The 25,609-nt window shown below is 62.5% G+C and carries 19 protein-coding genes, 2 tRNA genes and 3 rRNA genes; 4 read left to right on the forward strand and 20 right to left on the reverse strand.

What is annotated here, in order from left to right:
• Position 1 precedes the first annotated feature (1 nt).
• Positions 2-1,003 carry an LCP family protein gene (locus KG104_RS12250; protein ID WP_207347167.1) on the reverse strand — a complete coding sequence of 334 codons (1,002 nt, stop codon included), beginning with the start codon at positions 1,001-1,003 and terminating at the stop codon, positions 2-4.
• A 95-nt stretch (positions 1,004-1,098) separates the two neighbouring features.
• Here KG104_RS12250 and KG104_RS12255 point away from each other — a divergent pair, with 95 nt between their 5' ends.
• Positions 1,099-1,575 (forward strand): DUF3515 domain-containing protein, encoded by a 477-nt coding sequence (locus tag KG104_RS12255; RefSeq protein WP_104053799.1) that lies wholly within the window; start codon positions 1,099-1,101, stop codon positions 1,573-1,575.
• Between the two features lie 39 nt (positions 1,576-1,614).
• Here KG104_RS12255 and KG104_RS12260 read toward each other — a convergent pair whose 3' ends face one another.
• From KG104_RS12260 to leuC, 6 genes are all read right to left on the reverse strand, one after another.
• On the reverse strand, positions 1,615-2,757 hold the full coding sequence (locus KG104_RS12260) for a D-alanine--D-alanine ligase family protein (protein ID WP_237686964.1): 1,143 nt from the start codon (positions 2,755-2,757) through the stop codon (positions 1,615-1,617).
• Between the two features lie 11 nt (positions 2,758-2,768).
• Positions 2,769-3,815 (reverse strand): NAD(P)H-dependent glycerol-3-phosphate dehydrogenase, encoded by a 1,047-nt coding sequence (locus KG104_RS12265; RefSeq protein WP_104053798.1) that lies wholly within the window; start codon positions 3,813-3,815, stop codon positions 2,769-2,771.
• Positions 3,812-4,588: a lysophospholipid acyltransferase family protein gene (locus tag KG104_RS12270; protein ID WP_104161383.1), complete on the reverse strand. Its 777-nt coding sequence runs from the start codon at positions 4,586-4,588 to the stop codon at positions 3,812-3,814. The genes KG104_RS12265 and KG104_RS12270 overlap by 4 nt, the downstream gene beginning before the upstream one ends.
• 8 nt (positions 4,589-4,596) lie before the next feature.
• Complete coding sequence (gene murA / locus KG104_RS12275; RefSeq protein WP_104161469.1) at positions 4,597-5,952, reverse strand: UDP-N-acetylglucosamine 1-carboxyvinyltransferase; 1,356 nt, start codon at positions 5,950-5,952, stop codon at positions 4,597-4,599.
• A 268-nt stretch (positions 5,953-6,220) separates the two neighbouring features.
• Entirely contained in the window at positions 6,221-6,820 is a 600-nt protein-coding gene (gene leuD, locus KG104_RS12280; RefSeq protein WP_104053796.1) for a 3-isopropylmalate dehydratase small subunit, read from the reverse strand.
• Positions 6,821-6,829: 9 nt separating this feature from the next.
• Entirely contained in the window at positions 6,830-8,302 is a 1,473-nt protein-coding gene (leuC, locus tag KG104_RS12285; protein ID WP_104161384.1) for a 3-isopropylmalate dehydratase large subunit, read from the reverse strand.
• A gap of 144 nt (positions 8,303-8,446) precedes the next feature.
• Here leuC and KG104_RS12290 point away from each other — a divergent pair, with 144 nt between their 5' ends.
• Positions 8,447-9,178, forward strand: coding sequence for an IclR family transcriptional regulator (locus KG104_RS12290; RefSeq protein ID WP_104053794.1), 732 nt, complete (start codon positions 8,447-8,449; stop codon positions 9,176-9,178).
• A gap of 38 nt (positions 9,179-9,216) precedes the next feature.
• Positions 9,217-9,639, forward strand: a complete 423-nt coding sequence (locus tag KG104_RS12295; RefSeq protein WP_104053793.1) for a potassium channel family protein — start codon at positions 9,217-9,219, stop codon at positions 9,637-9,639.
• A gap of 20 nt (positions 9,640-9,659) precedes the next feature.
• Here the strand turns inward: KG104_RS12295 and thiL are convergent, their stop codons facing one another.
• The 13 genes from thiL to KG104_RS12360 all read right to left on the reverse strand — a co-directional run bounded on the left by thiL (position 9,660) and on the right by KG104_RS12360 (position 24,275).
• Positions 9,660-10,670 carry a thiamine-phosphate kinase gene (thiL, locus tag KG104_RS12300; RefSeq protein ID WP_237688591.1) on the reverse strand — a complete coding sequence of 337 codons (1,011 nt, stop codon included), beginning with the start codon at positions 10,668-10,670 and terminating at the stop codon, positions 9,660-9,662.
• Positions 10,671-10,826: 156 nt separating this feature from the next.
• Positions 10,827-10,902 (reverse strand) — tRNA-Glu (locus tag KG104_RS12305).
• Positions 10,903-11,029: 127 nt separating this feature from the next.
• Positions 11,030-11,101 (reverse strand) — tRNA-Gln (locus tag KG104_RS12310).
• A 120-nt stretch (positions 11,102-11,221) separates the two neighbouring features.
• Positions 11,222-11,962, reverse strand: coding sequence for an HAD family hydrolase (locus KG104_RS12315; protein WP_104053791.1), 741 nt, complete (start codon positions 11,960-11,962; stop codon positions 11,222-11,224).
• A 4-nt stretch (positions 11,963-11,966) separates the two neighbouring features.
• Positions 11,967-13,481, reverse strand: coding sequence for a glutamate--tRNA ligase (gene gltX / locus KG104_RS12320; protein WP_104053790.1), 1,515 nt, complete (start codon positions 13,479-13,481; stop codon positions 11,967-11,969).
• A gap of 41 nt (positions 13,482-13,522) precedes the next feature.
• Positions 13,523-14,137 carry a hypothetical protein gene (locus tag KG104_RS12325; protein ID WP_207347168.1) on the reverse strand — a complete coding sequence of 205 codons (615 nt, stop codon included), beginning with the start codon at positions 14,135-14,137 and terminating at the stop codon, positions 13,523-13,525.
• A 2-nt stretch (positions 14,138-14,139) separates the two neighbouring features.
• The gene (locus tag KG104_RS12330) at positions 14,140-14,913 is read right to left on the reverse strand and encodes a fumarylacetoacetate hydrolase family protein (protein WP_104053788.1); all 774 of its coding nucleotides are present in this window, start codon (positions 14,911-14,913) and stop codon (positions 14,140-14,142) included.
• Positions 14,914-15,034: 121 nt separating this feature from the next.
• Positions 15,035-15,151: ribosomal RNA gene (gene rrf / locus KG104_RS12335) — 5S ribosomal RNA — on the reverse strand.
• Between the two features lie 298 nt (positions 15,152-15,449).
• Positions 15,450-18,615, reverse strand: a 23S ribosomal RNA gene (locus KG104_RS12340).
• Between the two features lie 503 nt (positions 18,616-19,118).
• A 16S ribosomal RNA gene (locus KG104_RS12345) occupies positions 19,119-20,646 on the reverse strand.
• Together the 16S, 23S and 5S rRNA genes form the textbook arrangement of a ribosomal RNA operon.
• Before the next feature lie 589 nt (positions 20,647-21,235).
• Positions 21,236-22,021 (reverse strand): MBL fold metallo-hydrolase, encoded by a 786-nt coding sequence (locus KG104_RS12350; protein ID WP_104052377.1) that lies wholly within the window; start codon positions 22,019-22,021, stop codon positions 21,236-21,238.
• 24 nt (positions 22,022-22,045) lie between these two features.
• Positions 22,046-23,152 (reverse strand): branched-chain amino acid aminotransferase, encoded by a 1,107-nt coding sequence (locus KG104_RS12355; protein ID WP_104052378.1) that lies wholly within the window; start codon positions 23,150-23,152, stop codon positions 22,046-22,048.
• Positions 23,153-23,213: 61 nt separating this feature from the next.
• Positions 23,214-24,275 (reverse strand): 3-isopropylmalate dehydrogenase, encoded by a 1,062-nt coding sequence (locus KG104_RS12360; protein WP_104160626.1) that lies wholly within the window; start codon positions 24,273-24,275, stop codon positions 23,214-23,216.
• 120 nt (positions 24,276-24,395) lie between these two features.
• Between KG104_RS12360 and KG104_RS12365 the strand changes: the two genes are divergently transcribed.
• On the forward strand, positions 24,396-25,607 hold the full coding sequence (locus KG104_RS12365; RefSeq protein ID WP_207348064.1) for a sensor histidine kinase: 1,212 nt from the start codon (positions 24,396-24,398) through the stop codon (positions 25,605-25,607).
• The last annotated feature ends 2 nt before the right edge of the window (positions 25,608-25,609 follow it).

Below are 25,609 nucleotides of genomic sequence, written 5' to 3' on the forward strand. Positions count from 1 at the left end.
GTTATCCCCTATTGGTTGCGGCCAGGTATTCCCCCATGGCGTCGGTGTCCAGTGCTTCCGCTATGTCAGCGATCGCAGCTGCGTCCTTGACCACAATAGACTGTCCGTCGCTGGAGGTTCCGGCCCCCAGGGTCGGCAGCGTGAACATCTCGATATTTCCGCCGCGCACGTTGCGCAGGGAGAAGGCCAGCTGTCCGGCGGCTGCGGCGTTCAATCCCTCGTCCACGCTGAGATAGGGAGAGATTTCGGAGACGGAGCGGCTGATCTTCACCGGGTTCAGCAGAGTCTCCTTGGACAGTGCCGAGGAGACGAGGCCGCTGATAAACGTCTGCTGGTTGCGCACCCGCTGGTAGTCGCCCTCGGCAAAGGCGTGACGCTCCCGGACGTAATTCAGGGCCGAATCCCCGTCCAGGGAAACAACACCGGCCGGGAAGTAGTCATCGGCAATGCTGGAGGAGAAGGGCACCGGGTTATTCACATCCACTCCCCCCAGCGCGTCGGTCAATCCCTTGAACCCCTCAAAATCAATGATGGCCACATGGTCAATGGGTGCATCGAACATGGTCTGGACTGCGTCCACCGCCAGCGGCACCCCGCCCAGGGCCATAGCGGCGTTGATTTTCTGCTCACCGTAGCCGGGGATGTCCGTCCAGGTGTCGCGCATGATGGACATGACGTAGGCGGTGCTTCGGTCCCCCGGTATGTGCACCAGCATCATGGTGTCGGAGCGGGAGGCCTCGGATCCGGGGTCCCTCTCGTCGGTGCCGATCAGCAGGATGTTCTGTGACTTGCCGGCCCTCGGATCCTTGAGTGGGCTGTCGGCGGGAAGCGCGTTTTCGATGGTGGTGGTGCCGCTGTCAAAGCTGCGCGCCAGGCTCCAGAGATAGCCGCCGGCCACCAGGGCAACGGTGAGCAGCAGGACCAGGAGCACCACGGCGGTGGTGCGGACGGGATGCCGGCGGCGTGCGGCGGGCTGCTCATAGTCCTGAAGAAACTGCGTCACAAAAACTCCCTGAAGTTAACGAGTAATGAGCTTAGCGCCCGGCGGCCGGTTCGCCGATTCCGTCCGGGCGGCCGCAGGCAGATAACCTTGTAGGCATGTTCTCCTCCCGCGTTGCCTTTTCGGCGGCCGTTCTTGCCCTTGCCGCCGGTCTCAGCGCCTGCACTCCCATTGCCGACGTGGAACCGGCTCCGGATGCAGCCAACCCGGACTGCGCCACCATTATGGTGGCTCTTCCCGCCGAGCTGGCGGATCAGCAGCAGCGCGAGACGGACAGCCAGGCTACTGCAGCCTGGGGAGAACCTTCCAAGATCATTCTGCGCTGCGGGGTGCCGGTTCCGGGACCCACCACCGATCAGTGCGCCACGGTAAACGGCGTGGACTGGATTCTGCGGGAAGACGAGTCCACCTGGACCGCAACGACGTACGGGCGCGAGCCGGCGGTTGAGGTCCTTTTCAACCCCGACGAGGTTTCCTCCTCCACCCTGCTGGTGCAGCTGGAAAACTCCATCACGCGCATTGAGCCCACCCGCGAGTGCATCAGCAGCAACGATCTCGAGCTGCCTGCACAGTAGGCACCTGCCTACTGTGCCGCGTCAGCGCAGGCCGCACCGTCAGCGCAGGCCGGTTTTACGCTCCAGTGCCAGCGAAATCAGTTCATCAATCAGTTCCGTGTACGGCAGGCCTGACTTTGCCCACATCTGCGGATACATGCTGATCGGTGTGAAGCCGGGCATGGTGTTGATTTCGTTGATGATCAGGTCCCCGACCGGGGTGTAGAAGAAGTCCACTCGGGACAGCCCTTCGCCGCCAACGGCTTCAAAGGCCAGGCCAGCCAGGTCGCGGACCCGTGCCGAAATGTCCTCCGGCAGGTCCGCCGGACAGCTCAGCTCGGCGGCGGCACCGTCCACATATTTGGCTTCGAAGTCATACCACTCGTGCTCGCCGTGCTGCACCGCAATTTCACCCGGCGAGCTGGTCCGGGGATCCTCGGTGCCGCGGCCCTGCAGCACAGCCACTTCAATTTCACGTCCGACGATGCCGGCTTCCACGACTACCTTGGGATCGTGTTCACGTGCCGTCTCGATGGCGGCACGCAGGTCCGCCGGGTTGGTGACGCGGGTGATACCCATGGAGGAACCGCCGCGCGCCGGTTTGACGAACAGCGGGAATGCGAGCTTGGAGGCCCGCTCCAGGCAGGCCGGAGCGTCCTTCTCCCACTGCCGGTCGGTGATGACCTCGTACGGCCCCACCTTCAAACCGGCTGCCTCAAACACCACCTTCATGTAGTGCTTGTCCATGCCGACGGCCGAAGCCAGCACACCGGCCCCCACGTAGCGGATGTCCGCCATTTCCAGCATGCCCTGCAGGGTTCCGTCTTCACCGAACGGGCCGTGGAGTACCGGGAAGACAACGTCGACGCGGCCCAGGCTGCGCGGTAGCGTATCCTCCGCGTGGACCACCAGTTCCGAGCCCGTGCCGTCCGCGGACAGGACAACGCTCTGCTCGCCGGGAACCACTTCCGGGAGGGACTCCGAGCGCAGGGACCAGGCTGCGGGATCAGCGGACACCAGCGACCACTGGCCGTTGCGGGCAATGCCCACCGGAACGACGTCGTACTTGGTCCGGTCAATGGCTTCCAGGACGCCGGCTGCGGTCACGCAGCTCACCGCATGCTCGCTGGAGCGGCCGCCGAAGAGGACGGCCACCCGGGGGCGGCGTCCTTCGGTTTCGCCGTCTGTTGTCTCGGAGAACAGGGGATTTATGCTCACTGCGCGTGCACACTTTCGGATTTTAGCTCGCGGGACAGCAGGCGCGGCCCCAGTTCATCAACGGAGATGGCGCCCTGCAGGACGGCCACAACGTTTTCGGTAATGGGCATGTAGACGCCCAGCTGGGTGGCGCGGTCCAGGACCGCCTGCGCGGACTTGATGCCCTCGGCGGTCTGCTTCATGGACGCGTTGACCTCGTCCAGGGTCAGGCCCTGCGCCAGCAGGCGGCCCGCCGTGTGGTTGCGGGACAGCGGAGAGGAGCAGGTGGCAATCAGGTCACCCATGCCGGCCAGGCCGGACATGGTTTCCGCGTCTCCGCCCAGGGCCAGCGCCAGCCGGGTGGTCTCGGCCAGGCCGCGGGTCATCACGGAAGCTTTGGTGTTGTCCCCCATGCCCTTGCCTTCACAGATGCCCACGGCGAGGGCAATAACGTTCTTGACGATTCCGCCGATTTCCACGCCCACCACGTCAGTGTTGGTGTACGGACGGAAATAGGGTGCGGTGCAGGCCCTGGCTATCCAGGCGGCGGTTTCCAGGTCCGAGCAGGCGACCACCGAGGCGGTGGGCTGCCGGTCGGCGATTTCCATGGCCAGGTTCGGCCCTGAAATCACGGCAACCCGTTCCTCGGGCCAGTGCAGTTCCTCTTCGATCACCTGGCTCATCCGGGAGTCGGTGCCCACCTCCAGTCCCTTCATCAGGGAGACGACGACGGCGCCTGCCGGGATGAGGTGCCGAATGCTGCGCAGCTGGGCGCGCAGTGTCTGGGCCGGAACGGCCAGCACCACCAGTTCGGCGCCGGCCAGCACTTCAGCCGGATCCGCGGACGCGGTCAGGTTCGCCGGCAGGACCGTGTCCTTTAGGTATTGGCTGTTGCGGTGCCGGTCATTGATGTCAACGGCAATTTCCGGACGCCGGGCCCAGACCCGGACGTCGGTTGCCCGGGAGGCACCGGCGTCGGCCACGATCTTCGCGAAGGTGGTTCCCCAGCTTCCGGCTCCGAGGACCGCCACCACTTGCGGGTGTGTGTTGCTGCGCCAGCTCATTTCTTGTCCGTTCCGTCCTGCTCAAAGTCTTTGTGCTGCTCAAAATTCCTGCCGATGACTGCCTGGCCATGGACGGCCGGATCCCAGCGGGTGGCAGGAGGGGTTTCATCCCGCAGTTCCGCCACCTGTGCGGTCACGGCGGCCATGATGCGCTCAGTGGCAGTATCCAGCAGGGTCTTGGTCATCGGCTGCCCCCGCAGGTCCGAAAGGTCCACGGGTTTGCCCACCCGAACCCGTACCGTCTTGCGCGGGAACGGATGGATGCGCTTGCTGTAGCGCGGAAAAACGGCTTCGGCTCCCCAGTGCGCCACCGGAACCACGGGGGCTCCGGTCTGCAGGGCGAGCCGGGCGGCGCCCGTGCGGCCGCGCATCGGCCAAAGGTCCGGATCCCGGGTCAGCGTGCCTTCGGGGTAGACAATGAGCGCCCCGCCGGCATCGATGACTGTCCGGGCGGCTTTAAGGGACGCCGAAGCGCCGCTGGTGATGCGTTCAACGGGCACCTGGTTGGTGGCGCGCAAGGCGGCCCCCAACACCGGCACCTTGAACAGTGAAGCCTTCGCCAGGTAGCGGGGCATGATCTTCTGGTTGTAGAAGAAATGCCCCACCACCACCGGGTCGATCTCCGTCACGTGGTTTGGGCAGGCAATGAACCCGGTGTCCCGGGGAAGGTTCTCCAGCCCTTCCCACTGCTTGCGCATCAGGAGGTTCATGACCGGCCTCATGCTCCCCGCCAGCAGGGCGAAGGCAACGCGTGACTTGATCGACTCAGCCATGGCGCCGGTTACTCGGCGCCGGCTGCGGCAGCCGGTCCGGCCGGTGCAGCAGCCACATCGAAGTCGGCGCCGAGGCCTTCCAGCTTGTCCAGGAAGTGCTCGTAGCCGCGGTTGATGAGTTCAATTCCGGTGACGCGAGAGGTCCCCTCGGCAGCCAGGGCCGCGATCAGGTGACTGAACCCGCCCCGAAGATCCGGAATGTCAATCTCGGCGCCCTTGAGCTTTGCCGGACCGGAGATGACTGCCGAGTGCAGGAAGTTCCGCTGTCCAAACCGGCAGGGTACGCTGCCGAGGCATTCCCGGTGAACCTGGATGTTCGCCCCCATGCGGATGAGCGCGTCGGTGAAGCCAAACCGGTTCTCGTACACGGTTTCGTGAACAATGGACACGCCCTGCGCCTGGGTCAGTGCAACCACCAGCGGCTGCTGCCAGTCGGTCATGAAGCCCGGATGGACGTCCGTTTCCAGGACCAGCGGGTGCAGTGCGCCGCCGGGGTGGTAGAAGCGGATGCCGCCGTCGTCGACGTCGAAGGCGCCGCCGATCTTGCGGTAGGTGTTCAGGAACGCCGTAAGGTCCTGCTGGGAGGCACCTTCCACGTAGATGTCGCCCTTGGTGACCAGGGCGGCGGAGGCCCAGGAAGCGGCTTCATTGCGGTCCGGCAGGGCCCGGTGGTTGTAACCGGTCAGTTCGGTAACGCCCTCGATGCGGATCACCCTGTCGGTCTGGACAGTAATGATCGCGCCCATTTTCTGCAGGACGGCAATGAGATCCAGGATTTCCGGTTCCACGGCGGCACCGCGCAGCTCAGTGATGCCGGCGGCTTTCACCGCGGTCAGCAGCACCTGCTCGGTTGCGCCGACGCTCGGATAGGGAAGTTCCAGCTTGGCACCGGTGAGTCCCTTGGGCGCGGAAATGCTGATGCCGCCGGGGCGCTTTTCCACTACCGCACCGAAGTTCCGCAGCATTTGCAGGTGGTAGTCAATCGGGCGGTCCCCGATTTTGCAGCCGCCAAGGTCAGGAATGAAGGCCTCGCCGAGGCTGTGCATCAGCGGCCCGCAGAGCAGGATCGGAATGCGGGAATCGCCGGCGTGCGCGTCAATGTCCTTGGACGCTGCCGTTTTGGCGTTCTGTGGATCCATGGTCAGGTCCCCGGTGACGGGATCCTTGGTCACTTCAACGCCGTGCAGCTGCAGCAGCGAGGTAACTACCTCAACGTCCTTGATTTCCGGAACGTTGCGCAGCAGTGAAGGGCTGTTGCCCAGCAGCGCCGCAACCATGGCTTTGGGAACGAGGTTCTTCGCTCCGCGGACGGGGACTTTTCCTGTGAGAGGAACTCCACCACGGATGGTTAGAACGCTACCCATGAACACCTAATTTCTTTATCTGGATTGCCCCAACAGCAAAGAGAGACTGCACTCAAGCATAGGAGCAAGCGTCCACATACTGAAATATCGCCGCCCCGCCGGAGGGGCTTTTTTCCGCAGCCCTGCACGTGGTCCCGGCCACGCATAAGGCACCGGTTCTCCGCATGGAAAAGGCGATAGGCCCCCCGGATGGGGGGCCTATCAATGATACTGAGCGGCCAACCGCGACACGAAACCGGAGCCGGGGCAATATCCTCGGCGGGACTGTTTAGGTGCGCGCCGGAAGCGTTGTCGGCTTGAATGCCGGGCGCAGTGACTCGAAATGTGTGATATCCGACTCGGTGCGCAGCGTCAGGGAAATATCATCCAATCCCTCGAGCAGCCGCCACCGGGTGTATTCATCAATGGAAAAAGGTGCGGTGACCGATCCGCAGATCACTGTGCGGGCTTCGAGATCCACCGTCACTTCCGTTCCCGGTGAGTGTTCAAGCACCTTCCAAATGAGTTCAATGTCATCCTGCACCAGCTGGGCAGCCACCAGGCCCTGCTTGCCGGCATTGCCGCGGAAGATGTCCGCGAAGCGGGAGGACAGCACCGCCCGGAAGCCGTAGTCCTTCAGGGCCCAGACGGCGTGCTCGCGGGAGGAACCCGTCCCGAAGTCGGGTCCGGCCACCAGGACGGATCCGGCACTGTACGGCTCCTTGTTCAGGATGAAGTTCTCGTCCTTGCGCCAGGCGGCAAAGAGCGCATCTTCGAATCCGGTCCGGGTGATCCGCTTGAGATAGACGGCGGGAATGATCTGGTCGGTGTCCACGTCGCTCTGGCGCAGCGGCACGCCGATGCCGGTGTGGGTGGTGATCTTCTCCATGGCGGGCTCCTAGCGGGCTGACTGGACGGATGCGGCGGCGGCGAAGCCGGCAGTGCCGGGGACGGGTTCAAGGTCCGAAGGGGAACTGAGGGTTCCGCGGACGGCGGTCGCCGCGGCAACCACCGGGGAGACCAGGTGCGTGCGTCCGCCCTTGCCCTGCCGGCCTTCGAAGTTGCGGTTGGAGGTGGAGGCGCAGCGCTCCCCCGGGGCCAGCTGGTCCGGGTTCATGCCCAGGCACATGGAGCAGCCGGCGAAGCGCCACTCGGCGCCGAAGTCCTTGAACACCCGGTCCAGACCTTCGGCTTCCGCTTCCAGCCGCACGCGGGCGGAGCCGGGAACCACCATCATCCGGATATTGGGGTCCTTTTCCCGTCCGCGGATGATGTCCGCGGCAATCCGCAGGTCCTCGATCCGGCTGTTGGTGCAGGAGCCCAGGAACACGGTGTCCACCCGGATGTCCTTCAGCGGCGTCCCCGGAGCCAGGTCCATGTACGTCAGGGCACGTTCCGCCGCGGCCCGGGCGTTCTCATCGGCAAAGTCCGCGGGGTACGGAACGGATTCCGAGAGCGAGACACCCTGGCCGGGGTTGGTGCCCCAGGTGACGAAGGGCTCCAGCGCGTCCGCGTCCAGGAACACTTCGGCGTCGAACACGGCGTCGTCGTCCGTCTGCAGCGACTTCCAGTGCTCGACGGCGGCATCCCAGTCCGCGCCCTGCGGTGCGTGCGGCTTGTCCTTCAAGTAGGCGAACGTAGTCTCGTCCGGCGCCACCATGCCGGCGCGGGCGCCTGCTTCGATGGACATGTTGCAGATGGTCATGCGGGCTTCCATCGACAGGGACCGGATGGCGGATCCCCGGTACTCCAGCACGTAGCCCTGCCCGCCGCCGGTACCGATCTTGGCAATCACGGCCAGGATGATGTCCTTGGACGTGACGCCGGGGCGCAGGGTTCCCTCAACGTTGATGGCCATGGTCTTGAAGGGTTTCAGCGACAGCGTCTGGGTGGCCATGACGTGTTCCACCTCGGAGGTGCCGATACCCATGGCCAGGGCACCAAACGCGCCGTGGGTGGAGGTGTGCGAGTCGCCGCAGACCACGGTCAGTCCGGGCTGGGTGAGGCCCAGCTGGGGACCCACCACGTGCACGATGCCCTGCTCGGCGTCGCCGAGCGGGTGCAGCCGGACGCCGAATTCCGCGCAGTTGGCGCGCAGTGTTTCGATCTGGGTGCGGCTGATGGGATCGGCAATGGGCTTGTCGATGTCCAGGGTGGGGGTGTTGTGGTCCTCGGTAGCAATGGTGAGGTCCGGGCGCCGCAGCTTCCGGCCCGCGAGGCGCAGCCCTTCGAAGGCCTGCGGGGACGTTACCTCGTGGATGAGGTGAAGGTCGATGTAAAGAAGATCCGGCGCACCGTCTTCACCTTTGACGACAACGTGCTCGTCCCACACCTTTTCCGCCAGCGTCCTGCCTGCTGCGTGCTTACCCATGCCAGATACTCCTTGTGAAGTGTCTTCCGCGGACCGTAAAAAATACGGCCGCGCAAAGCCGATGGTTTAAGAGAACCAGCCGCTGCAGCCGGGGCGCCAGTTTTTCAATTTGCATCTCAAATATTGAGACGGCAGTATCAACTTATGGACATAACTGAAAGCGCGGCCAGCGGCGTCGGCGTTATTGATAAAGCGGCCATGGTGCTGGATGCACTGGAGGCCGGCCCCACCACCCTGGCCCAGCTGGTGGCCGCCACCGGACTGGCGCGTCCCACGGTGCACCGTCTCGCCGTCGCGCTGGCCCACCACCGGCTCGTGGGCCGGGACATCCAGGGACGCTTTGTCCTGGGCGGACGGCTCGTGGAGCTCGCTTCCGCGGCCGGGGAGGACCGCCTGATCGCTGCGGCCGGTCCCGTACTGCTGGCCCTGCGTGATGCCACCGGCGAGAGCTCGCAGGTTTTCCGCCGGCAGGGCGAATGGCGGGTCTGTGTGGCCTCCGCGGAACGGCCGATCGGCCTGCGGGACACCATTCCCGTGGGCACGCAGCTGTCCATGAAGGCTGGCTCCGCCGCCCAGTGCCTGCTGGCCTGGGAGGATCACGACCGGCTGCTGGAAGGCCTGCACAACGCACGGTTTACCCCCACAGTACTGGCCGGGGTGCGGCGCCGCGGCTGGGCGCAGAGCCTGGGGGAACGCGAGCCCGGAGTGGCCTCCGTGTCCGCCCCCGTCCGCGGGCCGTCCGGCCGGGTCATTGCGGCAGTATCCATCTCCGGTCCCATCGAGCGCCTGACCCGCCAGCCCGGCAGGATCCACGCCGAAGTGGTGGCGAAGGCGGCCGCGCAGCTCACCGAAGCGCTGCGGAAGACCGCCGACTAGCCCTATTCTGGGACTCTTCCCGACGCCGAGGAGTTCCCATGAAACGGCTGCGCCTGCTGTGGAACATTGTCCGGGTCACCAGCGCCGACTACGTCTTTTACGGGTTCCTGGCGGTGCTGGCGGCGGCCGCTTTTGCGCTGCCGCGGGTTGAAGCCGGCATCCCCACGTTTGGTGACGCCCTCTGGTACCTTTTTGTCTCCTTTACCACCATCGGTTTTGGCGACTTCTCCGCCGTAACGACGGCGGGACGGCTGGTCACCGTGGCCGTGTCCCTGTACGGGATCCTTGTGGTTGCCCTGCTAACAGGCATCATCGTGGGTTTCTACAACGAATTGCTGAAGGTGCGGGCCAACACCTCGCTGAACGAGTTCGTGGCCGAGCTGGAGCACCTGCCGGATCTGTCCCGCGAAGAGCTCCTGGCACTGGCGGAAAAGGTCCGGAAAAGACACATCCTGCGGTAGCGCCGCCCCCTGCCGGTTGCTCAGCCGGCGAAGTGGTCCCAGCCTGTCGCGGGCGGGGCCTGACCGCCGAAGGTGACGCCTTCGCCGTCGTGCACCGCGCCTATCCGGACAAAACCCTCGGGCAAAACGGCGTCCGGCGGGAAGGCTGCCAGGAGGCCGTGGTCCTCTCCCCCTCCCAGGACCCATGACAGCGGGTCGGCACCGAGCCGGACCGCCGCCGGCGCCAGGGACGCGGCTCTGGTGCGGAGGTAGCCGGCGTCGAGGTCGATGCCCACTCCGGAGGCGCGGGCGATCCGGCCGGCGTCGCGCACCAATCCGTCTGAGACATCCAGCATGGCTGTGGCGCCGGCGGCCGCCGCGTCAGGCCCTGCACCGGTTCGCGGCAGCCGCGGCCGGCACTGCGCCATCACGAGACCGGCAAGCTCCTGATCACCGGCTCCCCCGGGATCCGACATGTCAAAGCTGCTTTCCAGCACGGCGAGGCCGCCGGCAGCCAGCCCCAGGGCCCCGATGTGGGCCAGAACGTTCCCCGGGCGGGCTCCGGAGCGCAGCACAGGTGCCCGGCCCTCCAGATCCCCCGTGACGGCGGCTGTGACGACTATCTGGCTGCCGCGGCCCAGGTCTCCGCCCACTACGGAGCATTGTTCTGAAGCCAGGGCCGAGATGCCGGCGGCAAGTCCGTCGGCGAGGTCCTCCACCCATTTAACTTCCGTGCTGCCGGGCAGGGTGAGGCTGACAACCAGTGACGTGGGGACCGCGCCCATGGCGCGGATGTCGGAAACGTTCTGTGCAACGCACTTCCAGCCAACATCGAACCCCGTGGTGCGGTATCCGGAGGGCCAGAGCAGGCGGAAGTCCGCATCCTGTACGAGGGTGTCAATGGAAATCACGGTACGGGAATCAGGTGCGGCAATAACCGCGGCGTCATCACCGGGTCCCAGCAGCGCCGTATCCGCCCCCAGGCGTGGAAAAATAAGGGCAAGGAGGGATTTTTCATCCAGGTCCGCCACTATGGGCGCATTCAGAGGCACGGGGAATTCCTTTTGAATTAACGTCGCGGAACGCATCGGGTTCCAGGCTGGAAAGCTATCTCGGTCCTGCTTGGCCGTTTTTCCCGGAGGTTTTCCATGGTGCCATATCCGGACAACAAAAAAGCCAGCTCCGGAGAAACTCCGAAGCTGGCTAAATGGTGACCCCAGCGGGATTCGAACCCGCGTTACCGCCGTGAGAGGGCAGCGTACTAGGCCGCTATACGATGGGGCCATGTACAAGCAGTCTGCCCCTAAAGGCGTCTTGCTTCCTTTTTGCTCAATCTGGAAATTGAACTCAATAAGTTTTTCATACTTACTGCTGATCTTCAAATTGATAATCGCTTATCAATTGAGAACCGCTGGGATACCAGGACTCGAACCTAGAATGTCGGTACCAGAAACCGATGTGTTGCCAATTACACCATATCCCACTGCGCTTTTCCGGCCGCTTCGGAGAACTTTTTCCCCGCTGCAACCCCTCAGCACGAGATATAACTATACACGGGTTCCGGGGGAAGCACAAAACGCGTCCCTGGCCCTTCCGGCCGCCGTCAGCTCCCCACCAGAGCCGCCACCTCGCTGAGGGACCGCACGGTGCGGAAATCACCGTCCGCGGGTGCGTCACTTTCCTGGCGCACCGGTGACGGGTTCTCCGCCCGGTCGAGCCAAATCCCCTGCAAACCGGCGGCGCAGGCCCCCACGGCGTCAACGCGCAGATTGTCCCCTATATAGAGGGTCTGTCCGGGCTCGGTGCCGAGCAGGCGGACCCCTTCCAGGAAGATTGCCGGGTCCGGTTTGGCCGCCCCGACGGAGTCGATGCCCACCAGGACCTCGATCCGCTGCAGGCCGGCGGCGTCGAGCTTTGACCGCTGGTAGTCGTGGACGTTGTTGCTCACCGCGCCGTAGGGAATACCGCGCATATCCAGCTCGTCGAGGAGCGGAACCACGTCATCGAACGCCCGAAAGTGCAGGGGCAGCATTTCCTCATAGGCTTCGTTCCACATTCTTGCAGCGTCGCTGTCCAGCGGCGCCAGGCCTGCCTGCTCCCGGGCATGCTGCACCCGCAGCACCCGCTGGTCGGCAAAACTCAGGTGTCCGGCAAGGTAGGCGTCGTAGTGCCCCTGCGGGTCAGCGGCGAAAAGGGACGTGTAGGTGTTCCAGTCCGCCGGGGTGAAGTGCGCCAGGTCCTTTTCACCGAGTCCCTGAAGCGTGGTGCCCATGGCCGCCTGCAGGTCCACGAGGGTCTCGTCGATGTCGAAGAGGACCCCGCGGACCTGCGGGCGCAAAGGCATGGACCTAGCCTGCGTTCCGGAAGGCATTCAGGCGGGCCAACGAGGAGTCCTTGCCCAGGATCACCATGGATTCGAACAGCGGCGGCGAGATGCGCCGGCCGGACACGGCGGTGCGGACCGGACCAAAGGCCTTGCGCGGCTTGATGTCCATCTCCTCCACCAGGGCAGTGCGCAGCGCTGCCTGGATGTTCTCGGCCGTCCAGTCAGTAACCGGTTCCAGCGCAGCGATGGCGGCGTCCAGCACCTCGGTGAGGTTCTCGGGCAGGCCCTTCCGTGCGTCGTCGGCCACGTCAATGGCGTCGTCGGCCTTGAACAGGAAAGCGAGCATCTCCGGAGCCTCACCCAGCAGGGTGATGCGTTCCTGGACCAGCGGGGCGGCCTCGGTGAGGATTTCCTCTTCGCGGGCGGTCAGGGTCTCCCCCACCAGCCCGGCCTGCCGCAGGTACGGCACCAGCCGGTTCCGGAAGTCTTCGGGATCCAGCATCCGCACGTGGGTGCCGTTGATGGCTTCGGCCTTCTTGATGTCAAAGCGGGCCGGGTTGGCCAGGACGTCGTGGATGTCGAAGTGTTCCACCAGCTGGTCAACGGTAAAGATGTCCTCGTCCGCGGACAGGGACCAGCCCAGCAGGGAGAGGTAATTGAGCAGGCCCTCGGGGATGAAGCCGCGTTCGCGGTGCAGGAAGAGGCTGGACTCCGGGTCGCGCTTGGAGAGCTTCTTGTTGCCGCCGCCCATGACGTAGGGCAGGTGGCCGAAGAGCGGCATGTACTGGGCGACTCCGACGTCGATCAGGGCCCGGTAAAGCGCAATCTGGCGCGGGGTGGAGGACAGCAGGTCCTCGCCGCGAAGCACGTGGGTGATGCCCATGAGCGCATCATCCACCGGGTTCACGAGCGTGTAGAGCGGGGCGCCGTTGGCGCGGACCACCACAAAGTCCGGAACGGTGCCGGCCTTGAAGGTGATTTCGCCGCGCACGAGGTCGTTGAACGTGATGTCCTCATCGGGCATGCGCACGCGCAGCACCGGCTGCCGGCCCTCGGCCTTGAAGGCTTCGATCTGCTCAGGCGTCAGGTCGCGGTCATAGTTGTCATAGCCGAGCTTGATGTCGCGGCCGGCGGCACGGTGGCGGGCCTCGATCTCCTCCGGCGTGGAGTAGGACTCGTACAGATGGCCGGCGTCCTTGAGCTTGGCGATGACGTCCTGGTAGATCTCACCGCGCTGGGACTGGCGGTACGGCTCATGCGGGCCGCCCACGTTGACGCCTTCATCCCAGGTGATGCCCAGCCAGTCCAGGGCGTCCAGAAGCTGCAGGAAGCTCTCTTCGCTGTCACGGGCGGTGTCGGTGTCCTCGATGCGGAACACCATTTTTCCGCCGGTGTGCTTGGCATAGGCCCAGTTGAACAGGGCGGTCCGGATGAGGCCCACGTGCGGGGTTCCGGTGGGTGAGGGACAGAACCGCACGCGCACTGGCGTGTTGTCATCGACGGTGGGCAGGTCGGCAAGTGAAGGCAGGTTAGTCATGATGCTTCCAGTTTAGTCTCTTGCCGTGTCCGCCCGGACGATTACAGGCTGTAAGTCAGCAGCCAGAGGAAGACACCGCCGCCGGCCAGCACGCCAACGGCTGCTGCGGCACCGGTTTTGACGGTGTGTCCGCGGCCGCTGATCACGGCGGCGACGCAGACGCAGGCAGCGGCGGCAGCCAGGACCGCACCAGCCGCTCCCGGAAACAACAGGAAGAGAAGGACCGGAAGCACGACGGCGGCGGCGGCGTAGGTGACATCCGCCCATTCCAGCCGGGCGGCCTTGGAGACCGCCGCGGTCAGGGCATAGGCCGCGATCATGCCGAAGACGACGGCGGCCAGTGCCCGCGGCCCATCGGTCCAGCGGACAACGCGAAGCACCATGAACGCAGCTCCGAACGCCCCGAGGATTATGGGCGGGGCCCCCAGCCGGTTGAGGCCTCGCCGCAGGTCTCCGCGCTTATCCAAAACCGTCACCAGCGCCCACGGAAACAGGGCAATCAGCACGGCTGACCCAACACCCCAGACCAAGGCGGTAGCGCCGTCGTCATTCAGGAAAGGGGCAGCGAGCAGGGCAGCCGCCCACACGGCGCCGGGCGGCAAAAAGCGCCGGACCAGGGCAAGGCTGCGCACCGGTCCGGCGCTGGGGTTGCTCATTCTTAGCTGCGGGCGGTGTTCGAGAGGCGGCCGATGCCTTCGATGGAAACCTCGTAACGTTCCCCGTCGGAGATGAGACCTACACCTGCCGGCGTGCCCGTGAGGATGACATCGCCGGGCAGCAGGGTAAAGGCCTGGGAGACGTAGGAGACAAGTTCCTTCACGCCCCAGACCATCTGGCTCGTGTTCCCGTCCTGCACCAGCTCACCGTTGAGGTAACCGCGGACGGCCACATCGTCAGTGTCCAGGTCGGTTTCAATCCAGGGGCCGAGGGGGCAGGAGGTGTCAAAGCCCTTGGCACGGGCCCACTGGCCATCGGTGCGCTGGGCATCGCGTGCGGTCAGGTCATTGGCACACGTGTACCCAAAGACAACCTCGTCCACGCGGTCCAGCGGCACGTCCTTGCAGATCCGGCCGATGACGACGGCAAGTTCTGCCTCGTAGGAGATCTCGTCCGAGAAGGCCGGCAGCACAATGGGATCGTTGGGGCCGATGACCGAGGTGTTGGGCTTGAGGAACATCAGCGGAGCAGGCGGAACTTCACCGCCCATTTCGGCTGCATGATCGGCGTAGTTTTTGCCGATCCCCACCACCTTGCTGCGGGGAATGATCGGTGCCAGCAGCCGGACATCTTCCAGCTTGTGGCGCTCCCCCGTCAGCTGAACGCCGGAGAAAAACGGATCGCCCTTGATGACGGCAATTTCTTCCTGGCCCTCGTCTCCGTCCACGACGCCGAACGCTGGGTCACTGTCTTGTACAAATCGAGCAATACGCATGTTCTCAAGCCTAGTAGAAGATTGCCCGGTTACGCTCCCGCGATGCGGGGTAAAAACAAGCTCCTGTTAAACAAGTAAGGCCCCGCCGATGGCGGGGCCTTACTCTCTCTACCGAAATATTGTCCGGCGGTGACCTACTCTCCCACACCCTCCCGGATGCAGTACCATCGGCGCAGTGGGTCTTAGCTTCCGGGTTCGGAATGGGACCGGGCGTTTCCCCCACGCTATGACCGCCGTAACCCTACCACCCGCACCACCAGCCAAACTGCTCCTGGTGGAGGGGAAAACAATGGGTCACAACCAAACACGTTCAACCGTGCCTGTCATGATAAAGTATCCACGCGTAAGAATGAACACTTCTCTTTTATTCTAAACCACCCAACCATCCCCGAAAGGACAATCAGCGGTTCGTTCCACGGTGACAAACCACACACGGGTTTGTTATCCGGGAACCACATAGTGGACGCAAGCAGCATGATCAACACAATCCTTCTTTGGCGGGAACGTTTGAAGTCGTTTCCTGCCCAGACTGTGGTGTGGTGTAAGTTATCGGCCTATTAGTACCGGTCAGCTTCACGGGTCTTTAGTCCCCGCTTCCACATCCGGCCTATCAACCCAGTGGTCTGGCTGGGGGCCTCTCACACACAAGGTGTATGGAAATCTCATCTCGAAGCGGGCTTCCCGCTTAGATGCTTTCAGCGGTTATCCCATCCGAACGTAGCTAATCAGCGGTGCACTTGGCAGTACAACTGACACACCAGAGGTTCGTCCGTCCCGGTCCTCTCGTACTAAGGACAGCCCTTCTCAAATTTCCTGCGCGCGCAGCGGATAGGGACCGAACTGTCTCACGACGTTCTAAACCCAGCTCGCGTACCGCTTTAATGGGCGAACAGCCCAACCCTTGGGACCTACTCCAGCCCCAGGATGCGACGAGCCGACATCGAGGTGCCAAACCATGCCGTCGATATGGACTCTTGGGCAAGATCAGCCTGTTATCCCCGAGGTACCTTTTATCCGTTGAGCGACGGCCATTCCACAATGTACCGCCGGATCACTAGTCCCGACTTTCGTCCCTGCTCGAGATGTCTCTCTCACAGTCAAGCTCCCTTGTGCACTTACACTCGCCACCTGATTGCCAACCAGGCTGAGGGAACCTTTGGGCGCCTCCGTTACTCTTTAGGAGGCAACCGCCCCAGTTAAACTACCCATCAGGCACTGTCCCTGACCCGGATTACGGGCCGAAGTTAGATATCCAGTATGACCAGAGTGGTATTTCAACGATGACTCCACCCGAACTGGCGTCCGGGTCTCACAGTCTCCCACCTATCCTACACAAGCCACACCGAACACCAATACCAAACTATAGTAAAGGTCTCGGGGTCTTTCCGTCCTGCTGCGCGTAACGAGCATCTTTACTCGTACTGCAATTTCGCCGAGTTTATGGTTGAGACAGCGGGGAAGTCGTTACTCCATTCGTGCAGGTCGGAACTTACCCGACAAGGAATTTCGCTACCTTAGGATGGTTATAGTTACCACCGCCGTTTACTGGGGCTTAAATTCCCAGCTTCGCCCGTAAGGGCTAACCGGTCCTCTTAACCTTCCAGCACCGGGCAGGAGTCAGTCCGTATACATCGTCTTGCGACTTCGCACGGACCTGTGTTTTTAGTAAACAGTCGCTTCCCCCTGGTCTCTGCGGCCCCGATCCCCTCCGGACAGCAAGTGTCCATCAAGGTTGGGGCCCCCCTTCTCCCGAAGTTACGGGGGCATTTTGCCGAGTTCCTTAACCATAATTCTCTCGATCGCCTTAGTATTCTCTACCTGATCACCTGTGTCGGTTTGGGGTACGGGCGGCTAAAACCTCGCGCCGATGCTTTTCTAGGCAGCATAGGATCACCGGATTCCCACCAAAGTGGGTCCCGTCAGATCTCAGGTGCGTCATTCAAGACACAGTGACGGATTTACCTATCACTGACCCTACATCCTTAGACCAGGACAACCATCGCCCGGCCCGGCTACCTTCCTGCGTCACACCTGTTAATACGCTTACCTCCCGGGATCAGGTCCCGCGCTCCACCAAAAACCGTGTCGCCACAAGGGCTAACGGTCAGGTATTGGGCGGTTAGTATCCCCCGATCAGTATTGGCGGTTTTTCGCCGGTACGGGAATATCAACCCGTTGTCCATCGACTACGCCTGTCGGCCTCGCCTTAGGTCCCGACTTACCCAGGGCAGATTAGCTTGACCCTGGAACCCTTGATCATTCGGCGGACGGGTTTCTCACCCGTCTTTCGCTACTCATGCCTGCATTCTCACTCGTGTAGGCTCCACCGCTGGTTTACACCGCGACTTCACTGCCCACACGACGCTCCCCTACCCATCCAAACGCTTGAACGAAAATGGATAAACCATCCGCTTGGCTAATATTTGAATGCCACAACTTCGGCGGTGTACTTGAGCCCCGCTACATTGTCGGCGCGGAATCACTTGACCAGTGAGCTATTACGCACTCTTTCAAGGATGGCTGCTTCTAAGCCAACCTCCTGGTTGTCTGAGCAACTCCACATCCTTTCCCACTTAGCACACGCTTAGGGGCCTTAGTTGGTGGTCTGGGCTGTTTCCCTCTCGACTATGAAGCTTATCCCCCACAGTCTCACTGCTGCGCTCTCACTTACCGGCATTCGGAGTTTGGCTGACGTCAGTAACCTTGTAGGGCCCATTAGCCATCCAGTAGCTCTACCTCCGGTAAGAAACACGCAACGCTGCACCTAAATGCATTTCGGGGAGAACCAGCTATCACGGAGTTTGATTGGCCTTTCACCCCTACCCACAGCTCATCCCCTCCATTTTCAACTGAAGTGGGTTCGGTCCTCCACGCGCTCTTACACGCGCTTCAACCTGGCCATGGGTAGATCACTCCGCTTCGGGTCTAGATCACGCCACTGCATCGCCCTGTTCAGACTCGCTTTCGCTACGGCTTCCCCTCACGGGTTAACTCTCGCGACGTAACACTAACTCGCAGGCTCATTCTTCAAAAGGCACGCTGTCACAAGCACAACACCACAAGTGGCATCGCCCTGCTCCAACGGATTGTAGGCACACGGTTTCAGGTACTGTTTCACTCCCCTCCCGGGGTACTTTTCACCTTTCCCTCACGGTACTTGTCCGCTATCGGTCATCAGGGAGTATTTAGGCTTACCAGGTGGTCCTGGCAGATTCGCACGGGATTTCTCGGGCCCCGTGCTACTTGGGATCCTCTCCAAGCGGCAGCATACATTCCGGTTACGGGGCTAACACCCTCTACGGCCGGGCTTTCAAACCCGTTCACCTATGCATCTGCACTCACTTCACCAATCCGGCAGAATCGGTACGGAAAGTCCCGCAACCCCAGTGATGCAACGCCCGCCGGCTATCACACACCACTGGTTTAGCCTCTTCCGCGTTCGCTCGCCACTACTAACGGAATCACTGTTGTTTTCTCTTCCTGTGGGTACTGAGATGTTTCACTTCCCCACGTTCCCTCCACGCACCCTATGTGTTCAGATGCGGGTCACCCGGTCACTCGCGCGCCGGGCGGGGTTTCCCCATTCGGACATCCTGGGATCAACGCTCGGTTATCAACTCCCCCAGGCTTATCGCAGATTCCTACGTCCTTCTTCGGCTCCTGATGCCAAGGCATCCACCGTGTGCCCTTAAAAACTTGACCACAAAGATCAATAAATATTATCGCTATCGAGAAAACCATGGAGGCCGGTAAAACCGGTCACCAGGTTTATCTGAAATTGCACTTAATAATTTTAAGATGCTCGCGTCCACTATGTAGTTCTCAAACAACAACCCCGTCACACCCCGCCACCACCACGTATTCACCGTGGAAGTCTTGGGCCTGCGCAGGAACAATCAGAAACAACACGAACCCGTGTCCCTTCCAACCCCTCCAATGAAGGCTTGAAATTCTTCGGTCCTGTTATTTCAGGACCCAACAGTGTGCCAAACGGAAAAACCCGGTACTTGAAGACACCGGCAGCGTTTCCAGTCCTCCCCGAAGGAAGAACGTACTGTGCTGCCGGGCTCAACGCCGGGCACCTGCCTATTGATATTCCACCCTTGAGCACCCACCGGAAAACATATGTTCCCGATATGGGCATCTCCTGCAAAGCCCGCATCCAACACTGTGGAAGAACACGAAAACTTTGAGGTGCTCCTTAGAAAGGAGGTGATCCAGCCGCACCTTCCGGTACGGCTACCTTGTTACGACTTAGTCCCAATCGCCGGTCCCACCTTCGACGGCTCCCTCCCACAAGGGGTTAGGCCACCGGCTTCGGGTGTTACCAACTTTCGTGACTTGACGGGCGGTGTGTACAAGGCCCGGGAACGTATTCACCGCAGCGTTGCTGATCTGCGATTACTAGCGACTCCAACTTCATGAGGTCGAGTTGCAGACCTCAATCCGAACTGAGACCGGCTTTTTGGGATTAGCTCCACCTCACAGTATCGCAACCCTTTGTACCGGCCATTGTAGCATGCGTGAAGCCCAAGACATAAGGGGCATGATGATTTGACGTCGTCCCCACCTTCCTCCGAGTTGACCCCGGCAGTCTCCTATGAGTCCCCGGCATAACCCGCTGGCAACATAGAACGAGGGTTGCGCTCGTTGCGGGACTTAACCCAACATCTCACGACACGAGCTGACGACAACCATGCACCACCTGTAAACCGGCCACAAGTGGGGGACCTGTTTCCAGGCCTTTCCGGTTCATGTCAAGCCTTGGTAAGGTTCTTCGCGTTGCATCGAATTAATCCGCATGCTCCGCCGCTTGTGCGGGCCCCCGTCAATTCCTTTGAGTTTTAGCCTTGCGGCCGTACTCCCCAGGCGGGGCACTTAATGCGTTAGCTACGGCGCGGAAAACGTGGAATGTCCCCCACACCTAGTGCCCAACGTTTACGGCATGGACTACCAGGGTATCTAATCCTGTTCGCTCCCCATGCTTTCGCTCCTCAGCGTCAGTTACAGCCCAGAGACCTGCCTTCGCCATCGGTGTTCCTCCTGATATCTGCGCATTTCACCGCTACACCAGGAATTCCAGTCTCCCCTACTGCACTCTAGTCTGCCCGTACCCACTGCAGACCCGGGGTTGAGCCCCGGGCTTTCACAGCAGACGCGACAAACCGCCTACGAGCTCTTTACGCCCAATAATTCCGGATAACGCTTGCGCCCTACGTATTACCGCGGCTGCTGGCACGTAGTTAGCCGGCGCTTCTTCTGCAGGTACCGTCACTTTCGCTTCTTCCCTGCTGAAAGAGGTTTACAACCCGAAGGCCTTCGTCCCTCACGCGGCGTCGCTGCATCAGGCTTTCGCCCATTGTGCAATATTCCCCACTGCTGCCTCCCGTAGGAGTCTGGGCCGTGTCTCAGTCCCAGTGTGGCCGGTCACCCTCTCAGGCCGGCTACCCGTCGTCGCCTTGGTGGGCCATTACCCCAACCAACTAGCTGATAGGCCGCGAGTCCATCCAAAACCGCATCAAGCTTTCCACGGACCCCCATGCGGGAATCCGTCGTATCCGGTATTAGACCCGGTTTCCCAGGCTTATCCCGAAGTTAAGGGCAGGTTACTCACGTGTTACTCACCCGTTCGCCACTAATCATTTTGTGCAAGCACAAAAGTCATCGTTCGACTTGCATGTGTTAAGCACGCCGCCAGCGTTCATCCTGAGCCAGGATCAAACTCTCCGTAAATGTGTTACAGACACAAGACCGGAGCCAAGGAAAATTGGCTGCACAGTCCTGCACTAAATTCGAAACCAGCTAAAAAAGCTGCTCCCAACCCACGGGGTGGGCGGAAACAACCAGTTCAACCAATTAAAATAATTGGTATCAATAAACTTGGCACACTATTGAGTTCTCAAACAACAGATGCATCCGAAATACTCGGAAAAACAAAGAATGTTTTTCTTTTCTCTTCGCTGCAGTGTTTCTTTATTCTATTTCATCCGGACCGTTTTAGCAATTCCGCGGTATTCGCGGTAATTGGCTGAAACAACCGTTTGAACCCGCCACAAAGCATTCGGATGAAATCCGCTGCTGTGTTTTTGGGCTGTTGCCGGATCCGGGAGCCTTGCCAGCGGACCATGTCCGCCAGGCACTCACCGGGGCAACTCACTAAACTTTACACAGACTTGCCGGTCCTTGCAAACCGCCGGAGTGTGACCTCCTGCACTCTGCCGGCCCCGGGGCGTCTGCGCTAAATCTGCGCGTTGCCGAACCAACTTCCAATAGTTTGCGACGGAAGTTCAGGTCCCTGCAAGTCCGGCGGCCGTTGTCTCGCTCACAGCGGATCGTTGCCCCGCAGATACTGCAGCTGGGCAGCCACTGACAGTTCCGCCGCTCCGCGGACGTTGGCCGGCACATCGGCGTAGACCAGGTCCGCCACCTCGGAAACGGAGGCTCCTTCTCCTGCTTCCTCCAGCGCGGCGCGAATCTGCTCCAAACGCTCCTGACGGTGGTCCCGGTAGGTCAGGACCACTGTGCTGAGGTCAGAGAGCACGGGCCCGTGCGCCGGAAGCACCGTTGCATGCCCCAGCTCTGACAACCGTTCCAGGCTGGCGAAATAGTCTCCGAGTGTTCCGTCCGGGAAGTCCAGAACTGTGGTGCCGCGCCCCAGGATCGTGTCGCCGGTCAGGACGGATCCGCCCGGCCCGTCGGCGGGAAGGTGGAAGCAGACGGAATCCGAGGTGTGGCCGGGGGTGGCCAGGACCGTGATGTCCACTCCCCCGGCGTGCACCACTTCACCGTCAACGAGCGGATCTCCGTCCACGCAGTAGGCAGGGTGGAAGGCACGGACAGGTGCCCCGGTCATTTCGGCAAACCGTACGCTTGCCTCGGTGTGGTCGGGGTGCCGGTGTGTAATGAGGACCAGTTCCACAGTCCCGGCGGACGCCAGCAGCTGCAGGTGCGCTTCATCCAGGGGCCCCGGGTCCACCACCACCACATGGTCTGAATCCTCGGCAGCAATGACATAGCTGTTGGTTCCCTCCAGACTCATGGGACCGGGGTTCGGCGCCAGGGCAAAGCGGGTCAGCGGGCTGCTGCGGGTCAGGGTGGTGGTGGACATCGGGTTCCTTTGTTGAGCCGGCGTTTAGGCCAGTCGGGTCAGCCAGCCGTGGGTATCTTCCACGGTGCCGGTCTGAACGCCCAGAAGCTGTTCGCGGATGGACATGGTGACCGGGCCGGCAACGGCGTCGGCCGATCCAATGGTCTCGGTTTCAGTCTTTAGTTCGCCCACCGGCGTGATGACAGCAGCGGTGCCGCACGCGAAGACCTCGGTGATGTCACCGGAGGCCACGCCGTCGCGCCATTCATCCAGGGTGATCTTCCGTTCCTGGACGTCCAGTCCGCGATCGCGGCCCAGCTGGATCACGGAGGAGCGGGTAACGCCGTGCAGGATGGTGCCGGACAGTGCCGGCGTGACCAGGCTGCCGTCTTTGAAGACAAAGAAGACGTTCATCCCGCCGAGTTCTTCCACGGCGTTGTCATTGGCCGCGTCCAGGAACAGCACCTGCTTGCAGCCGTGCGCCTCGCCTTCCATCTGGGCGATCAGGGAAGCAGCGTAATTGCCGCCGCACTTGGCTTCGCCGGTGCCGCCGATGCCGGCGCGGGCGTACCTGGTGGAGAGCCAGATGGATACGGGCTTCAGTTCGCCGCCGAAGTAGTTGCCGGCGGGCGAGGCGATGACACGGTAGGACACCTCGCGTGCAGGGCGAACGCCGAGGAACGCTTCGGTGGCGATCATGAACGGGCGCAGGTAGAGCGCGGCGCCGTCGCCTTCGGGGATCCAGTCCGAATCCACCGACACCAGCCGGCGGAGCGATTCCATGAACAGCTCTTCAGGCAGTTCCGGCAGGGCAAGACGGAGGGCGGAGAGGTTCATGCGGGCGGCGTTGGCTTCCGGGCGGAACGTCCACACCGAGCCGTCGGCATGCCGGTACGCCTTGAGCCCCTCGAAGATTTCCTGGCCGTAGTGCAGCACGGCCGCGGCCGGATCCATGGCGATGGGACCGTACGGTTCAATCCGGGCGTTCTGCCAGATACCGGTGCCGGTTTCATCGGCCTTGTAGTCGATGACCGCGGTGTGGTCCGTGAAGTAGTCTCCGAATCCGGGGTTGGCCAGTATGGCCGCACGCTCCTGCGCCGACTTTGGGTGGGCAGAGAGCTGCTGGGAGAATTCCAGAGCGCTGACAGACATTTTTCCTCCACGGTGGGCGGCGCGGGCCGTCCGACGAATTGGTTATTGATACTCCCCGAGCTTATGACACCGCTGCGGCTATCGCATTGCCGACTTCCGCTGTCGTGCGCGGTTCCCCGGTGCGTGCGGCGAGGTCCTCCTCCACCGCCTGTTCCACGCGGGCGGCTTCTTTTTCCAGCCCGAGGTGGCGCAGCAGCAGCGCCGCGGAGAGGATGGCTGCCGTGGGATCGGCTTTCTGCTGGCCTGCGATGTCAGGGGCCGAACCGTGCACCGGTTCAAACATGGAGGGAAAGGTGCCGTCCATGTTGATGTTGCCGGACGCTGCCAGTCCGATGCCGCCGGTCACAGCAGCAGCCAGGTCCGTGATGATGTCGCCGAAGAGGTTGTCCGTGACGATCACGTCAAAGCGTGACGGATCAGTCACCAGGAAGATGGTGGCCGCGTCCACGTGCAGGTAGTCGTGGCTGACCTCGGGGAATTCGACGGCGACGCGTTCCACGGTGCGCTTCCAGAGCCTGCCGGCGTAGACCAGCACGTTGTGCTTGTGCACCAGGGTGAGTTTTTTGCGCGGACGCTCGCTGGCGCGCCGGAACGCATCCCGGACCACGCGTTCCACGCCGTAGGCGGTGTTCAGGGAGACCTCGGTGGCAACTTCGTGCGGAGTTCCTTCGCGGAGCACTCCCCCGTTGCCGGTGTACGGGCCTTCGGTGCCTTCGCGGACCACAATGAAATCCACGGTGCCGGGGTTGGCCAGCGGGCTGGCGACCCCGGGGTAGAGCCGGGACGGACGCAGATTCACGTAGTGGTCCAGGCTGAAGCGCAGCTTGAGCAGCATTTCCCGCTCCAGAAGCCCGGACGGAATGCTCTTATCCCCCGGAGCCGCCCCGACGGCGCCGAACAGGATGGCGTCATGGCCCTTGAGCGCTTCCAGGGTGGAGTCCGGCAGGGTTTCACCCGTGGCCAGCCAGTGCTCGGCGCCAAGCGGATACTCAGTCAGCTCGAGGCGCACGGGGCCGCCGTCCGTCACCGCAAGGAGTACCTTAACGGCCTCGGCAGTGACTTCAGGACCGATGCCGTCACCGGGAATGACGGCCAGGGAAACAGTGGAGGACTCTTCGCTCATGCCGCCATTCTAGGAAGGGTGTCCATATCGCGGGCAAACCGTTCCACATGCTGGACGCTTCCGGAGATCAGCCCCTGGCATGAGGACCTGCAGGCGGGTCAGGCCCTAAAGTTGTTGTCCATGCTCGTGCACCGCCGAATCCAAGCCTGGCTGCAGGCCAATCCCTTCAAGGTAGACACCACTCTCATGCTTTTCGGTGTGCTCTTCTTTGTGCTTTCGGCAACGGCGGTCGGAAGCCCGCATCCGGTATTCGACATCGTCGTGTCCCTGGGCATTGTGGTGCCCCTGGCATGGCGCCGGACCCGGCCGGTGCTGTCCGGCAGCATCACCGCCTTTTTCTGTTTGATGCAGGTGATTTTCAGCGGTTTCCCCCTGCCGGCGGACATCGTGGTCCTGGCAACGGTCTATGCGCTGGCCGCCTATGCACCGCGCTGGGCGAGCCTGGGCGGGTTGGCCCTGGCGCTGATCGGCGGGATGCTGTTTGTTTTCCGCTACTTCGCCAACCCCTTTGAGGGGCTTGGGACCATGACCGCGGCCATGTTCGTCTTCAACGTCATTGCCTTTGACGCCGTCATCCTGGTGGCCTGGACCTTCGGCGACCTGGCCCGCACCCGCAGATTGGCCCTCCAGGCACTGGAGGACAGAGCACGACGGCTGGAGACCGAGCGGCAGCAGGAACGCGATCTCGCCGCCGCTGACGAGCGCTCCCACATTGCCCGGGAAATGCACGACATTGTGGCCCATTCCCTTTCGGTCATCATCACCCAGGCGGACGGCGCCCGGTACGCGAGCGCCCAGGATCCCGAAATTGCCGTCAAGACTCTCGGCACCATCGCGGAGACGGGCCGCGGATCGCTGCGTGAAATGCGGCGCCTGCTCGGGGTGCTGCGCGGCGACGAGCTGGCTTCCACGCGCCCGCTGCCCTCGCTGGCCGACGTCGATTCCCTGGTGGACGCGGTCAAACGCGCCGGCCTGGAGGTGAGCGTGCATCGGACGGGAGCCATGCGGCGCCAGCTTCCCGCCGGAGCGGAGCTCACCGCGTACCGGGTCATCCAGGAGTCACTCACCAACGTGCTCAAGCACGCCGGCCCATCGGTGCGGGCGGACGTGGAGCTGGAGTGGACGTCCCGCGGCCTGGAGGTCCGGGTGTTCGACGACGGACGCGGCGCCGGCGCGGATGCCGCGCCGCCGGCTCCCCCGGCCGCCGGTTCCGGCCAGGGCATCAATGGCATGGCGGAGCGGGTGGCCCTCTACGATGGAAAACTGGTGGCCGCACCCGCAGTCGGCGGAGGATTCCGCGTTACCGCATTCATTCCCTATACGGAGGCCTGAGC

Origin of the sequence: Arthrobacter sunyaminii, assembly GCF_018866305.1 — a bacterium.
Lineage (GTDB): Bacteria > Actinomycetota > Actinomycetes > Actinomycetales > Micrococcaceae > Arthrobacter_B > Arthrobacter_B sunyaminii.